Below are 15,187 nucleotides of genomic sequence, written 5' to 3'. Positions count from 1 at the left end.
AAGGACCAAGTCCAAGTAACATAAGCAGGAGGAGAAGGGATGAAAACGGATATTCAGATTGCTCAGGAAGCAAAAATGCTGCCTGTGAAAGATGTGGCGGCCAGTATTGGAATTATGGAAGATGATCTTGAGTTCTACGGAAAGTATAAGGCAAAATTATCTGAAGACTTATGGGATAAGGTAAAGGACCGTGAGGATGGGAAACTGGTTCTTGTAACTGCGATTAATCCTACACCGGCAGGTGAGGGAAAGACTACGACTACGGTAGGGCTTGGCCAGGCGATGGCGAAACTGAATAAGAAAGCCCTGATTGCCCTGAGGGAACCTTCTCTGGGCCCTTGCTTCGGCATCAAAGGCGGAGCAGCAGGCGGCGGGTATGCCCAGGTTGTTCCTATGGAAGATTTAAACCTGCATTTCACAGGGGATTTCCACGCAATCACTTCTGCAAACAATCTGCTTTCTGCTCTGTTAGATAATCATATACAGCAGGGAAATTCACTCAGGATTGATCCTCGTCAGGTGGTTTGGAAAAGATGTCTGGACATGAATGACAGGGCGCTGCGGAATATTGTGGTGGGACTGGGCAACAAAATGGATGGTATGGTGCGGGAGGATCATTTTGTGATTACCGTAGCATCCGAAATTATGGCTATCCTGTGTCTGGCGGATGATCTTGCTGATTTGAAGCAGCGCCTTGGCAAGATTATTGTTGCCTATAATTTTGAAGGTGATCCGGTGACTGCCGGGGACTTACAAGCTACCGGGGCCATGACCGCACTTTTGAAGGATGCCCTTAAACCCAATATCATACAGACCCTTGAGCATACACCCGCTCTTATACATGGAGGACCGTTTGCTAATATTGCTCATGGCTGCAACAGTGTACGTGCTACCAAAATGGCATTGAAAATCAGTGACATTACTATTACCGAAGCCGGCTTTGGTGCTGATTTAGGTGCGGAGAAATTTTTGGATATTAAATGCCGCAAGGCGGGACTCAAACCGGACGCTGTAGTTTTAGTTGCAACCGTGCGTGCTTTGAAGTATAATGGTGGAGCTGCAAAGGGAAATTTAGGTGAAGAGAATCTGCAGGCACTTGAAAAAGGCATTGTAAATCTGGAAAAACATATAGAAAATATTCAAAAATATGATGTGCCGGTAGTTGTTACATTGAATTCATTTGTAACGGATACTGCCGCTGAACATGAATTTGTCCGCAGGTTCTGTGAAGAGCGGGGGTGCGAATTTGCGCTTTCAGAAGTCTGGGAAAAAGGCGGAGAAGGCGGTATCAAACTGGCGGAAAAGGTTCTTGAGACTTTAGAAAAGAAGGAGAGCCATTTTCATCCTCTGTATAAGGATGAGCTGTCCTTAAAAGAAAAAATAGAAACTATAGCGAAGGAAATCTATGGTGCCCGCGGTGTTGTATATGAACCGGCTGCTGAAAAACAGCTTACAAAGATAGAACAGATGGGCTTAGGCTCTTTCCCTGTCTGTATGGCGAAGAATCAATACTCTCTGTCAGATGATGCTGGCAAACTAGGACGTCCTGAGAATTTTGATATTCATATCAGGGAGGTCTACGCCAGCGCGGGTGCAGGATTTGTAGTGGCTTTGACCGGAGCTATTATGACGATGCCGGGACTTCCCAAAATACCGGCAGCGAATCATATTGATGTGACAGAAGATGGTAAGATAACAGGATTGTTTTAAGGAAAGAGGATGGGGATGGTACAGATAATTGATGGGAAATTGATTTCCAAGCAGATAAAGGATGAATTAAAGGAAGAAGTCGGGAAGATAAGGGCGGCAGGAGAACAGATTTGTCTGGCTGTCGTACAAGTGGGGGAGGACCCGGCATCTACGGTATATGTAAACAACAAAAAGAAGGCTTGCGCTTACATTGGGATTGAATCCAAAGCGTTTGAACTGCCGGAGGCGACTACGGAGGAGGAACTTGTGAACCTGGTAGAGCAGCTCAATGCAGATTCGGGCGTCAATGGGATTCTTGTGCAGCTTCCTCTGCCCTCACATATAGATGAAGATAAAATTATACGCACAATTTCCCCTGACAAGGATGTGGATGGATTTCATCCAAGCAGCGTCGGCCGCCTCTGGATAGGCGAAAAAGGGTTTGTATCTTGTACGCCCGCCGGTATTATCCAGCTTTTGAAGCGTTCAGGAATTGAGATTGAAGGAAAAGAATGTGTTGTAATTGGAAGAAGTAATATTGTGGGTAAGCCTATGGCTGCATTGTTGCTTAGGGAAAACGGAACAGTGACCGTGGCACATTCGAGAACAAAAGATTTGAAGAAGGTTGCGAAAAGAGCGGATATTTTAATTGTTGCGATTGGAAAAAAACAGTTTATTGATTCTGAATATGTAAAAGAAGGAGCTGTTGTTATTGATGTAGGAATGCACCGTGATGAGAACCGTAAACTCTGCGGGGATGTAAATTACATGGATGTAGCAGATAAAGTATCTGCAATTACTCCCGTTCCCGGGGGTGTTGGACCAATGACAATAGCCATGCTGATGAATAACTGCGTGGAAACTGTGCGTAAATAGGAGGAAGTAAGATGAGGTGTACACATTGTGGTGCCATGATTCCGGACGATATGCTATACTGTCCGGAATGCGAAATGGAAGTTCAGATTGTACCGGATTATAATCCTCTGGAAGATGTCCTCGCGCGGGAAGTGAAGGGCTCTATCGAAGACGCCACAAGACAAATCAGGACAGATGACATAAGAAGAATCCGCCGGGGAGAATCACAGGAGTACAGCAATTCTACCAGAGTTCTCAGCCAGGGTGAAATGGATGAAATACGGACGAGAAGAAACGCCTCTATGCGGCAGGGACAGCAGCCAAGGAGGACTTCTTCAGGGTCTGCGCGTCAGACAGGCAGGATGTCTACCGGGTCTGTGCATCAGACAGGCAGGATGTCTACAGGTTCTGTACGTCAGAATACAGGGTCCGTACGTCAGAGCAGGTCAGAGGCGGAAGAGAAGAGAAGGCAGCAAATAGCCCGTAAGAAGCGGCTGGCAAAAAAACGGCGTAAGAGGGCGCTTATCATTCTCTTGGTTTTTGTAATTCTGGCAGGTGTGTTCGGGTTTGTTCTTTATCAGAATTCATACGAAGGACAAATGGGGAAGGGAAATCAAGCCCTGCAATCCGGAGAATATACGGCAGCGGAAAACCATTTTAACAATGCGATTTCTAAAAATGGCAAGAAAGCGGAAGCATATACCGGTCTTTCGAAGATATATATACAGCAGGAGGACCTGGATAAGGCGGAAGCAGTATTTCTTACTGCAATCAGCTCACAGCCTTCCAATGTGGAGCTGTACAAAGCTGCGATTCATTTTTATGAGGATACAAAGCAGCTTATCAAAGTGTCTGAACTTCTGGATGATTGTGAGGACGACGATGTTTTACTGGGCGTACAGTCTTATATATCTAAAGCACCTGAATTCAGTCTGGAGGAAGGTACATATTCTGAGGTGCAGGAGGTATCTTTAAATTCCTCCGGTCAAACGGTTTATTACACTACAGACGGTTCTGAGCCTGATACATCTTCTACTGAGTATACAGAACCAATTCTTCTAAAAGAAGGGGAGACAACCATCAAGGCGGTTTCCATCAATAAAAAGAAGATTCCAAGCCTTACCGTCTCTAAAGTTTATACAATAGATATTCCGGTCGCAGATGCACCGGCGGTCACTCCTTCAACGGGACAGTATGATACGGCAACGCAGATTACAATTAATATCCCGGAAGGGTATAAGGCGTACTATACAATAGATGGTACAAATCCTACCGATGCATCAACTCTGTATGAAGGTCCCATCGACATGCCTCCGGGGCAGACCATGTTCAGCGCGGTACTTGTGAACAAGCAGGGTAAATATACACAGGTGACGAAGCGGAATTATGTACTGGAATTGGCGGATTAGTTTTTCAATATATGAATAGCGGACAGCATATCTTCATGTAAGATTGTATGGAATTTTATACAAGGTTTTGCGGGGTTTCCATAGCGCATCGGTTGCGTTAAAAGTTTAACAGTGATATAATGGACTTGTTAAAAAGATAACAAGATTATAAAGGAGATGTAATTAGGATGAGCAGATTTACATTACCAAGAGACATTTATCACGGAAAAGGATGTATGGAAGAACTAAAGAACCTGAAAGGGAAAAGGGCAATTCTTGTAGTTGGCGGAGGCTCCATGAAACGCCAGGGATTTCTTGACAGGGCAGTAGGATATCTGAAAGAAGCTGGAATGGAAGTAGAGCTTTTTGAAGGAGTAGAGCCGGATCCATCTGTTGAGACAGTTATGAAAGGGGCAGAAGCTATGCGTGCTTTTGAACCTGACTGGATTGTTTCTATAGGCGGAGGTTCCCCTATTGATGCTGCTAAAGCGATGTGGGCTTTTTATGAATATCCGGATGTAACATTTGAAGACCTATGCATCCCGTTTAATTTCCCGGAATTAAGGCAAAAAGCAAAATTTGCTGCAATTCCATCTACATCGGGCACAGCTACTGAAGTTACCGCATTTTCAGTTATTACTGATTATAAAACAGGTGTGAAATATCCGTTAGCTGATTTTAATATTACACCTGATGTAGCTATTGTAGACTCAGAGCTGGTAGAAGCACTTCCTGAAAAACAGGTTGCCTATACAGGAATGGATGCCCTGACCCATGCGGTTGAAGCATATGTATCTACCTTAAATTGTGCTTTCACAGACCCGCTGGCAATTCAGGCAATTGAAATGGTATTTGATTACCTGCCGGAATCCTACAAAGGAAACAAAAATGCCAGAGAGCAGATGCATACTGCACAGTGTTTGGCAGGAATGGCATTTTCCAATGCACTGCTGGGGATTGTACATTCTATGGCACATAAGACAGGCGCTGCATTCTCCACAGGACACATCACACATGGATGTGCAAATGCAATGTATCTGCCATATGTAATCAGGTATAATGCGAAAGACCCTGTAGCTGCAAAACGTTACGCTGAGATCGCACGCCGTACTGGACTTGCGGGAGCTTCCGAGAAAGCCCTGATTAATAGTCTTTGTGAGAAGATTGATGCTTTCAATGTAGAACTCAACATTCCTAAGACGTTGAAAGAATTCGGAATTATTGAAGAGGAATTTAAAGAGAAGATTGCAAATATTGCTGAGCTGGCTGTAGGTGATGCCTGCACAGGTTCCAATCCAAGAAGTATCACTCCGGCAGAGATGGAAAAACTGTTCTGTTGTATTTATTATGGAACAGAAGTAGATTTTTAGCAGGAAAGCTTCATTTACATACAAGAGGGGACAGGCACATAGACGTGACTGTCCCTGTTTGCGCCCAGGTATTCTGCTTAAAAGAATGCTTGCCAATCCAATGTTTATGTCGTATTATAAGAAAAGGGTAATCTTTTTCAAGGAGGAATAAAATGTATAAGATAGTAAAAGCAGAAAAACTGGCTGATATAATTTATCTTATGGATGTGCATGCACCACGTGTTGCCAGCCATTGTGAACCAGGACAGTTTGTAATTGTAAAGATGGATGATAAGGGAGAAAGAGTTCCCCTTACAATCTGTGATTATGACAGAGAAGCGGGAACAATTACGATTGTATTCCAGGCTATGGGAGCTTCTACAACGAGAATGGCAGAGTTAAAAGAAGGGGACAGTTTCAGGGATTTTGTAGGGCCGTTAGGATGTCCTTCTGAATTTGTCCATGAAGATATTGAGGAACTGAAGAAGAAAAAGATGTTATTTGTAGCCGGCGGAGTTGGTGCCGCACCGGTATATCCACAGGTGAAGTGGCTGCATGAGCATGGAATTGAAGCAGATGTTATCGTTGGTTCTAAGACAAAAGATCTTCTTATTTTGGAAAAGGAGCTGGAGTCTGTTTCAGGTAATCTGTATATTACTACAGACGATGGTTCTTATGGACGTTCCGGTATGGTTACTACTGTAATAGAAGATCTCGTTAAAAATGAAGGAAAGCACTATGATGTGTGTGTGGCTATCGGACCGATGATTATGATGAAATTTGTGTGCCTGCTCACAAAGAAACTGGAGCTTCCTACGATTGTCAGTATGAATCCGATTATGGTTGATGGAACTGGAATGTGCGGGGCATGCCGTCTCCAGGTGGGTGATGAAGTGAAGTTTGCCTGCGTGGATGGGCCTGAGTTTGATGGACATCTTGTGGACTTTGATCAGGCTATGACAAGAAGCCGTATGTACAAAACCGAAGAAGGCCGTAAAACTTTGAAATTACAAGAAGGAGACACTCATCATGGTGGCTGCGGAGTCTGTGGAGGTGACAACTAATGGCGGATGTATTAAAACAAGTCCCTGTAAGAGAACAGGACCCAGAAGTAAGAGCAAAAAACTTTGAAGAAGTTTGTCTGGGATACAACCAGGAAGAAGCAATGGATGAGGCAACACGTTGTCTCGAATGTAAAAATGCAAAATGTATCGCCGGATGTCCGGTAGCAATTAATATTCCTGATTTTATAAGAGAAGTTAAAAAGGGTAATATTGAAGAAGCTTATAAGGTAATTAGCAGGTCATCTGCACTTCCATCTGTCTGTGGACGTGTCTGCCCACAAGAATCACAGTGTGAGGAAAGATGTATCCGCGGAATCAAAGGTGAACCGGTATCTATCGGAAAGCTGGAGCGTTTTGTGGGAGATTATGCTCTGGAGCATGATATCAAGCCGGAAGGGGCAAAGGAAAAGAAAAACCATAAGGTGGCAGTAATCGGTTCAGGACCGGCAGGAATTACTTGTGCGGGAGATTTGGCGAAAATGGGATATGACGTAACTGTTTTCGAGGCACTTCACGAATTGGGCGGTGTATTAGTATATGGAATTCCTGAATTCCGTCTTCCAAAACATAAAGTCGTGGCAAAAGAGATTGGAAAAGTAAAAGAATTAGGCGTTAAATTTGAAACCAATGTTGTCATTGGTAAATCTGTTACTATTGACCAGCTGATTGAAGAAGAGGGCTTTGAAGCTGTATTTATTGGTTCTGGAGCAGGTCTTCCTATGTTTATGGGAATTCCGGGAGAAAATGCAAACGGCGTATTCTCTGCAAATGAATACCTGACAAGAAGCAACCTGATGAAAGCTTTTGATTCTTCTTATGACACCCCACTTGCTGCAGGTAAGAAGGTTGCAGTTGTAGGCGGCGGAAACGTAGCTATGGATGCAGCAAGGACTGCCTTGAGACTTGGAGCTGAGGTACATATTGTGTACAGAAGAAGTGAAGAAGAGCTTCCGGCAAGAGTTGAAGAAGTGCATCATGCAAAAGAAGAAGGAATCATTTTTAATCTTCTTACGAATCCAAAAGAAATTCTTGTGGATGAGAACGGCAGTGTCAAGGGAATGAGAGTGGTTAAAATGGAATTGGGTGAGCCGGATGCATCGGGAAGAAGACGTCCTATAGAAATTCCGGATTCCGAATATGAGATTGAAGTAGATACAGTTATCATGTCTCTGGGAACTTCACCGAACCCATTGATTGCTTCTACAACAAAAGGATTAGATGTCAACAGAAGAAAATGTATCATTGCAGAGGAAGAAAATGGACAAACCTCAAAAGCAGCTGTATTTGCAGGCGGGGATGCTGTGACAGGAGCAGCAACCGTAATTCTTGCCATGGGTGCAGGAAAAGCAGGCGCAAAGGGCATTGATGAATATCTGAGCAACAAGTAATCATAACAAATAACCATTTCTCCATATCTGGTAAGCAACGGACTTTTTCCTTTGCGGCAGGTATGGAGAAATTGTTTTATCCTGGGAGGAAATTTTAATGACAAGAAAAGAGCAGGCTTTGGAATACCATAAAAAGGGGTATAACTGCTGTCAGGCCGTAGCATGTACTTTTTGCCTGGATTTTGGTGTCTCCGAAGAAGAAATGTTTAAGATTTCAGAAGGATTCGGATTTGGAATGGGCATGATGGAAGTGTGTGGTGCTGTAACTGGAATGTTTATGGCTATTGGACTTGATAACAGTGTAGGAAATTTAGAAAAGGGAACGTCTACGAAGGCAGATACCTATAAAAAAGTAAAAGCTTATGCCCAAAAGTTTAAAGATAAGAATCAATCTATCCTATGCAGGGAATTAAAAGGAATCGGTGCAGACCGTCCTCTGTGCAGTTGCGACCAGTGTATAGAAGATGCAGTAGTATTGGTAGAGGATTACCTTAGGGATAAGGGGATAAAAGAGAGCTGTTAGAGGAAACGAAAATGAAGATTACACTTTTAACTGTAGGGAAAATAAAAGAAACATATTTAAAGAGTGCCATTGAGGAATACCGCAAACGGCTGAGTAAATATTGTAAACTTGAGATCATTGAAGTTGCAGATGAAAAAACTCCCGACCAGGCCAGCGAGACAGTGGAAAATAGTATCAGGGAAAAAGAAGGAGAGCGCCTTCTGAAACATATCCGTGACGACGCATTTGTAATTACACTGGAAATACAGGGAAGTCAGCTCACATCTGAAGAGCTGGCTGGGAAGGTGGAAAAACTTGCTGTATCCGGCACCAGCCATATTATATTCGTAATCGGTGGCTCTATAGGACTTGGCAGAGAAGTTATGAAACGTTCTGATTATGCTTTGAGTTTTTCGCGTATGACATTTCCGCATCAGTTAATGAGAGTTATTTTGCTGGAACAGATATATAGAAGTTACAGGATTATACAGGGAGAACCATATCATAAGTAACGGAGGTTTAAAAAATAATGAAAAAGAAAATTACTATACTGCTTACCGTCTTAGTATTGATTTTAATATATAATATGCCTCCAATACTTGTTTCATCAGGAGGAATATCAATAGGAAAAAAGATTCCTGACAAAGTACCGGTTTCAGGCGAAGAAATATTAGAGGCATATACTGCTACAACGGCATTCTCTCATGAGAACCACTGGAAGCATTTTTATTTTATAAACACGAAGCTTTTTGACACTGTTCACATAAAGGAACCTTATTTAGGGGATTCTAATATAGAAGAAAAACTATGTCCATTTCTATACCGTATAAAAAGTAATCCGGAAAAGAACACAGATATGTATAAATTCATACGAAATGGTAAAGAATTTTTGTTTCACTTTACTATAGCAGCTTAATATACTCATGGAAAAACCATATTACAAGTAACGGGGGGGGGAGAAAACTGCTGATTAGGAATTTTTTGCGAACTCAAGAAAACGGAATATAGTAAAAGAAAGGGATAGCTAGCCGCACAGCCTGCCATCCTTTTTTAATTGGTTCTTTTTCCCTGGTGGCATATATTTAATTAAATCATGTAAATTAAAATTCAAAGCACAGATGTGCCAGTTATATCATTGATAATAAGTATTTCATGATAAAATGAAGGGAAAAAGGGAAATATAAATTACAAAAGAAATTTGGGTGTATTAGATAATTGGGGTGTAAAAAAATGAGGAATAAAAAAATATTAAAGAAAAAGTCTATAGGAATATTTCTATTATTATTAATAATAGGTTCATTTGTATTTAATGAGAGCGATATTAAAAAGGATAAAATTGAAAACAGCGGTTCTAATGAAACGATAAGTACCGATTTTGTGCACTCAGCAAATAGCACAGAGGTACAAAATAATAATGGTTCAATAGAGTATAATGGCGCAACATATAAAATTATAGAAGTAGATGGTGGTGATTTATCCGGAGAAAGACAACCTAACGTTGCAGTGGACGTTGGCTATGGAAATAGAACGTATTGGGCGTTTACAAATGAATATGGACAACTGACTAATGTAATTGCAGATAAGATTATTTTGCAAGATGAATCAACGGAACCTGTTAATTCAGGCGGAAGATATTATGATGATGAAGCAAAAGTGCCTGGAACGGAGCGAAAAGACTTAGATGAAGGACATGTTATAGCAGATTCTCTTGGTGGAGTAGCGAATGCATATAACATCACTCCACAAAACAGTACATTGAATAGGCATGGAAATCAATCATATATGGAAAAAGTAATTAGAGATGCCAAAGGGTGTGACAAGTTTGTTGCTACAATCACATATCCTGATATAACAACTCAAATTCCATCTAAATATAAATATGAGTATGTACTAAATGGGAATAAAATTATCGATGAATTTGAAAATGTAAATCCCGATGAAGCTAAACGCGTTATTTCACTGGAAGAAAATGAAAATGTGGCGGGTACAGATGTATACTGTGAAGGCAAAATGATATACAAGAATAGAGGACTGTCGATTGAATTCTTTTGGGTTCAAATCAACAGTCCTTATTTTAATACTTGAATATCTTTTATATCAATTAATAGGTTAAGTCCTCACATACGGATTTCAGATTCAGGAAGTTTGTGAGGTAATCTCTTGTTCCTGTCTTCGCGTCTGTGCCGGACATATTAAATCCGCCAAATGGATGCTGAAGTACAACTGCGCCTGTAGATTTTCTGTTAAAATACAGGTTTCCTACATGGAATTCTGTTTTTGCCTTCTGAATATTGCCCCGGTCTTCTGTGTATACGGAACCTGTCAGGCCATACTCTGTATCGTTTGCAATATCGAGTGCCTCCTCAAAAGACTCTGCTTTAATAATTGCCAGTACAGGCCCGAAAATTTCTTCGTTTGCAATTCTGGCATCTCTTGTAATATCACGGACAACTGTTGGCTCAATATAGAAACCTTCCGTGTCATCATAATTTCCACCTAATACAATGTTGCCTTCTTTTCTCGCAATTTCAATATATCCGGCAATGTTGTCAAATGCCGCCTTGTTGATAACAGGACCAACAGCAAGATTGTCACGTCCGCTTCCCTGCTGTTTCTTTAGTTCATCTGTATATGTAACAACTTCGTCCACAAGTCTGTCATATACATCGCTCAGGACAATTGCTCTGGAACATGCAGAACATTTCTGCCCCTGGAAAGAAAATGCAGAGTTTGCAATTCCTGCAGCGGCTCTTTTTAAATCTGCTGTAGAATCCACAATAATTGCATTTTTGCCGCCCATCTCAGCAACAACACGTTTGATCCATTTTTGTCCTTCAGATACTTCTGCCGCCATTTTGTTAATACGCAGACCGACCTCCTTGGAGCCTGTAAAGTTTACAAATCTGGTCAAAGGATGTTTTACAATAAAATCTCCGATTACAGAACCTGAGCCAGGGATGAAGTTTACGACACCAGCAGGAAATCCTGCTTTTTCACACAGTTCTACGAATTTATAAGCAACAATTGGTGTATCAGAGGAAGGCTTGCATACGATAGTATTTCCTGTGATTACCGCTGCCACCGCCATACCTGCCAGCAGTGACAGAGGGAAATTCCACGGAGGAACCGCCACACCTACACCGATGGGAGTATAAATACATTTCGTTGCTTCTTCAGAATATACAAGCTCAAGTCCCTTATCCAGTTCCCGCATATGGAGAATGTATGAATTAAAAAAATCGAGAGCCTCACATAATTCCCCGTCTGCTTCGCCCCAATTCTTTCCATTCTCTTCTACATTCCATGCATCCAGTACAAAACGGTTCTTGTCCATTAAATCCACAAGCCTTCTGACACAGCAGATTCTTTCTTCAACAGAGGTTTTGCTCCATGTCTTAAATGCTTCATGAGCAGCACGTATTGCCTCATCCACCAGTTCCTGGCTGCAGGAGCTTACCTTCCCGGCCACTTCCTTGGTTGATGGTGCAATAGATGTAATTTTTTCTTCTGTCATAATTCTCTTACCACCTATAATAAGCGGATATTCCTGGCCTTTTTCTGCATCAACCTGTGCAAATGCCTGTAACATTGCTTCTCTATTTGATGGAATTGTAAAATCTAATTCTGATGCATTTTTAAAACCTTTTAACATGCTGCTTTACCTCCTGAGTATTCAATTTTATACATATTTTATCATTGCTATTTTATCGCGTCAATGCTTTATCAGTTATATAATAGGAAGTAATGGAGAATCCTATTAACTGACAGGGATAATGAGACGTTTTTAACAGGATAATGAGATGTTTCCAGATTGACATGAAAGTCAAAATGTGGTAGACTTTTTAGGAAAAGTCGATTTTTTAACAATTTATATATGGAACCTATTTTGCAACTTTCAGGACAAGGTCAAAACGCCCTGAAACACAGGAAAACAGGCTGTTTTTACCTGGAATCAATCATTTCGGAAAACAGCGTTTGTACACATGAGACGGTGGTACATTAAAGAAAAGGAGTGCATATATGAACAACAAAAGCAAAGAAAAAATTGTAGTAATAGGTGCAGGTAATGTAGGGGAAGCAATTGCTTATACTCTCATGGCAAAAATCCAAGCAAATGACATTGTTCTGGTGGATGTAAATCAGGACAAGGCGAAGGGAGCAGCCATTGACATTGCCCAAGCAACCAGTTTCCATAAGCAAATCCAGGTAAGGCAAGGCGGATATGAGGAGTGTGCAGATGCACGGATAATCATTATTACCGCAGGAATTGCAAGAAAGCCGGGACAGACACGTCTGGAATTGGCGAAAACCAATGTTTCCATTATCAGAAGTATTACAGAAAGTATCATGAAATATGCGGAAAATCCACTGATTATTGTGGTTTCTAACCCAGCAGATGTGATGACAACAGCAGTGAAAGAATTTTCAGGACTTCCCTCTCATAGAGTAATCGGAAGCGGAACTTCTCTTGATACTGCAAGATTCCGTCATAATATCAGTACAGAGCTGGGTGTAAATGTGAAAGATGTTCAGGCATACATTGTGGGAGAGCATGGGGACAGCCAGGTTGCTGTATGGAGTTCAGCTACAATAGGAGGTCTTCCTCTGAAAGAATATGAAGAGCAAACAGGGATTTCCCTTGACAAGGCAGAGATTGCAGAGCACACAAAGAACGGCGGTGCGGAAGTAATAGGACTAAAAGGCGCTACTTTCTATGGAGTTGCAATGTCAGTTTCTACAATTGTGGAAACGATTATAAATGATGATAAAGCAGTACTTCCTGCGGCACATGTCCTGGACGAGAGTTTTGGCGAATGGGCAGGAGTTGCAGCTTCCCTTCCATGCCGTATTGGCTGGGATGGTATTGAGAAGGCTTTTAATGTTCCGATGAATCAAGAAGAGACAGAGGCTATGAATCATTCAGTGGAACTTTTAAAGGAGTTTTGGGCACAGGTAAAAGAGCAATAAGAAAAAGGAGAATGAGAGTCATGGACATGAAAGAATTTGCATTAAAACAGCATGAAGAGTGGGCAGGTAAGATTGAAGTAATTAGCAGAACAAAACTTGAAACACCAGAAGAATTGTCCGTTGCATATACTCCAGGAGTTGCAGAGCCTTGTTTGAAAATCTCAGAAGATGTAGATTTATCTTATAAATATACACGCCGTGCGAATATGGTGGCAGTTATTACAGACGGAACTGCTGTATTAGGTTTGGGTGATATCGGGCCGGAAGCAGGAATGCCTGTTATGGAAGGAAAATGCGTACTGTTTAAAACATTTGGTGATGTGGATGCATTCCCTTTGTGTGTACGCACTAAAGATGTAGATGAAATTGTAAAGATAGTCAGCCTCTTAGCAGGAAGCTTCGGAGGGGTAAACCTGGAAGATATCTCTGCACCAAGATGCTTTGAAATAGAAAGAAGATTAAAAGAATGCTGTGATATCCCGATTTTCCATGATGACCAGCATGGTACAGCCGTTGTAACAGCGGCAGCTCTTATCAATGCCCTGAAACTGGTTGGGAAAAACCTGGATGAAATTAAAGTGGTTACCTCCGGTGCAGGTGCAGCCGGAATTGCTATTATAAAGCTTTTGGTAAGCTTAGGGCTGAAAAATGTTATTATGTGTGACCGCCAGGGAGCTATCTATAAAGGTCGGGAAAACTTAAATTCAGAAAAAATGGAGATGGCAGAGATCTGCAATCAAAACATGGAAAAAGGAACAATGGCAGAAGTGTTAAAAGGCGCAGACGTATTTATCGGTGTATCTGCTCCTGGTACTGTCACAGAGGAAATGGTAAGGAGCATGGCTGATAAGCCGATTCTGTTCCCAATGGCAAACCCTGTTCCAGAAATTATGCCGGATTTAGCCAGAAATGCAGGAGCTGCTGTAATAGGTACTGGAAGAAGTGATTTCCCGAATCAGATTAACAATGTACTGGCATTCCCGGGCATTTTCCGTGGTGCACTGGATGTACGTGCAAAAGACATCAATGATGAAATGAAAGTGGCTGCAGCTTATGCGATTGCAGGATTGGTAGAAGAAGATAAGCTGTGTCCAGATTATATTATTCCGAATCCGTTTGACAAACGAGTTGCAAAGGCAGTTGCAGAAGCGGTTGCGGAAGCAGCAAGAAAAACAGGTGTAGCAAGAATCTAAGAAGATCAGGCTTGTGTATACTTATAAAGAAGGGCATAGTTTCTCTTATTTGGGAGACTGTGTCCTTAAATATTACAGAAGATAACTAAAAATTCTTAGGGGAGGGCTGCAGGTAGTGTGTGTAGATATGAATGAAATAAAAAGGTGTGATTGGGCAGTGAAAAGTGAGCTGGAGCAGGAATATCATGATAAAGTATGGGGTATTCCTGTGCATGATGACAGAAAGCTGTTCAAAATGTTAATATTAGAAGGAAAGCAGGCCGGACTTAGCTGGTCAACGATTCTAAAAAAGATGGATACATTGTGTGAGGCATTTGATGATTTTGATCCTGCAATTCTTATTACATATGATGATGCAAAGATTGAATCACTTTTGCAAAACAACGGGATTATTAAAAACAGGCTCAAGGTAAATGCTGTTGTCAACAATGCAAAAGCGTATTTCAAGCTCTGCGAGGAGTTTGGCTCTCTGGACAACTACGTATGGAAATTTGTAGATAACAAGCCAATTGTGAATGCGTGGACTAAAATAGAGGATGTTCCTGCAAATACATCCATTTCGGATGTTATAAGCAAGGATTTGAAAAAACGTGGTTTTAAATTTGTGGGTACAACAATTATTTATTCCTTTATGCAGGCAGTAGGCATGGTGAATGACCATCTGGTATCTTGTGCTTTCTATAAACAGCATTAATGCATATGTATGATACAATCTCCAGACTGAAGAGTCTCTCTGCGAGAAGTAAATGAGTTGGAGCAACTTAAGAATAAGACAAAAATGCTGCACATAT

The 15,187-nt window shown here is 41.5% G+C and carries 14 protein-coding genes; 13 read left to right on the top strand and 1 reads right to left on the bottom strand.

What is annotated here, in order from left to right:
• Positions 1-39 precede the first annotated feature (39 nt).
• The 10 genes from A8805_RS02865 (at position 40) to A8805_RS02820 (ending at position 10,320) form a co-directional block, all read left to right on the top strand.
• A complete protein-coding gene (locus A8805_RS02865; RefSeq protein WP_109708681.1) occupies positions 40-1,710 on the top strand; it encodes a formate--tetrahydrofolate ligase in 1,671 nt (556 codons plus the stop codon).
• A 15-nt stretch (positions 1,711-1,725) separates the two neighbouring features.
• Positions 1,726-2,565 (top strand): bifunctional methylenetetrahydrofolate dehydrogenase/methenyltetrahydrofolate cyclohydrolase FolD, encoded by an 840-nt coding sequence (folD, locus tag A8805_RS02860; protein ID WP_109708680.1) that lies wholly within the window; start codon positions 1,726-1,728, stop codon positions 2,563-2,565.
• 11 nt (positions 2,566-2,576) lie between these two features.
• Positions 2,577-3,953, top strand: coding sequence for a chitobiase/beta-hexosaminidase C-terminal domain-containing protein (locus tag A8805_RS02855; protein WP_109708679.1), 1,377 nt, complete (start codon positions 2,577-2,579; stop codon positions 3,951-3,953).
• 167 nt (positions 3,954-4,120) lie between these two features.
• A complete protein-coding gene (locus A8805_RS02850) occupies positions 4,121-5,302 on the top strand; it encodes an iron-containing alcohol dehydrogenase (protein WP_109708678.1) in 1,182 nt (393 codons plus the stop codon).
• Between the two features lie 152 nt (positions 5,303-5,454).
• Positions 5,455-6,345, top strand: coding sequence for a sulfide/dihydroorotate dehydrogenase-like FAD/NAD-binding protein (locus A8805_RS02845; protein WP_109708677.1), 891 nt, complete (start codon positions 5,455-5,457; stop codon positions 6,343-6,345).
• A complete protein-coding gene (gltA, locus tag A8805_RS02840) occupies positions 6,345-7,733 on the top strand; it encodes an NADPH-dependent glutamate synthase (protein ID WP_109708676.1) in 1,389 nt (462 codons plus the stop codon). The genes A8805_RS02845 and gltA overlap by 1 nt, the downstream gene beginning before the upstream one ends.
• A gap of 97 nt (positions 7,734-7,830) precedes the next feature.
• Positions 7,831-8,256, top strand: coding sequence for a C-GCAxxG-C-C family protein (locus tag A8805_RS02835; RefSeq protein ID WP_109708675.1), 426 nt, complete (start codon positions 7,831-7,833; stop codon positions 8,254-8,256).
• Between the two features lie 11 nt (positions 8,257-8,267).
• Positions 8,268-8,747, top strand: a complete 480-nt coding sequence (gene rlmH / locus A8805_RS02830) for a 23S rRNA (pseudouridine(1915)-N(3))-methyltransferase RlmH (RefSeq protein ID WP_109708674.1) — start codon at positions 8,268-8,270, stop codon at positions 8,745-8,747.
• Between the two features lie 17 nt (positions 8,748-8,764).
• Positions 8,765-9,151: a hypothetical protein gene (locus A8805_RS02825; protein ID WP_109708673.1), complete on the top strand. Its 387-nt coding sequence runs from the start codon at positions 8,765-8,767 to the stop codon at positions 9,149-9,151.
• A 314-nt stretch (positions 9,152-9,465) separates the two neighbouring features.
• Positions 9,466-10,320, top strand: coding sequence for a DNA/RNA non-specific endonuclease (locus A8805_RS02820; protein WP_109708672.1), 855 nt, complete (start codon positions 9,466-9,468; stop codon positions 10,318-10,320).
• A 16-nt stretch (positions 10,321-10,336) separates the two neighbouring features.
• On the opposite strand, the gene A8805_RS02815 is transcribed toward A8805_RS02820, so the two are convergent.
• Positions 10,337-11,887: an L-glutamate gamma-semialdehyde dehydrogenase gene (locus A8805_RS02815; RefSeq protein WP_109708671.1), complete on the bottom strand. Its 1,551-nt coding sequence runs from the start codon at positions 11,885-11,887 to the stop codon at positions 10,337-10,339.
• 368 nt (positions 11,888-12,255) lie between these two features.
• On the opposite strand from A8805_RS02815, the gene A8805_RS02810 reads away from it, so the two are divergent.
• From A8805_RS02810 to A8805_RS02800, 3 genes are all read left to right on the top strand, one after another.
• Positions 12,256-13,203, top strand: coding sequence for an L-lactate dehydrogenase (locus tag A8805_RS02810; RefSeq protein ID WP_109708670.1), 948 nt, complete (start codon positions 12,256-12,258; stop codon positions 13,201-13,203).
• A 20-nt stretch (positions 13,204-13,223) separates the two neighbouring features.
• A complete protein-coding gene (locus tag A8805_RS02805) occupies positions 13,224-14,396 on the top strand; it encodes an NAD(P)-dependent malic enzyme (protein WP_109708669.1) in 1,173 nt (390 codons plus the stop codon).
• A 127-nt stretch (positions 14,397-14,523) separates the two neighbouring features.
• A complete protein-coding gene (locus tag A8805_RS02800) occupies positions 14,524-15,090 on the top strand; it encodes a DNA-3-methyladenine glycosylase I (RefSeq protein ID WP_109708811.1) in 567 nt (188 codons plus the stop codon).
• Positions 15,091-15,187: the final 97 nt, after the last annotated feature.

The organism is Faecalicatena contorta, assembly GCF_003149105.1.
Classification (GTDB): domain Bacteria; phylum Bacillota; class Clostridia; order Lachnospirales; family Lachnospiraceae; genus Muricomes; species Muricomes contortus_C.
This window is presented reverse-complemented; position numbering and strand designations above follow the sequence as displayed.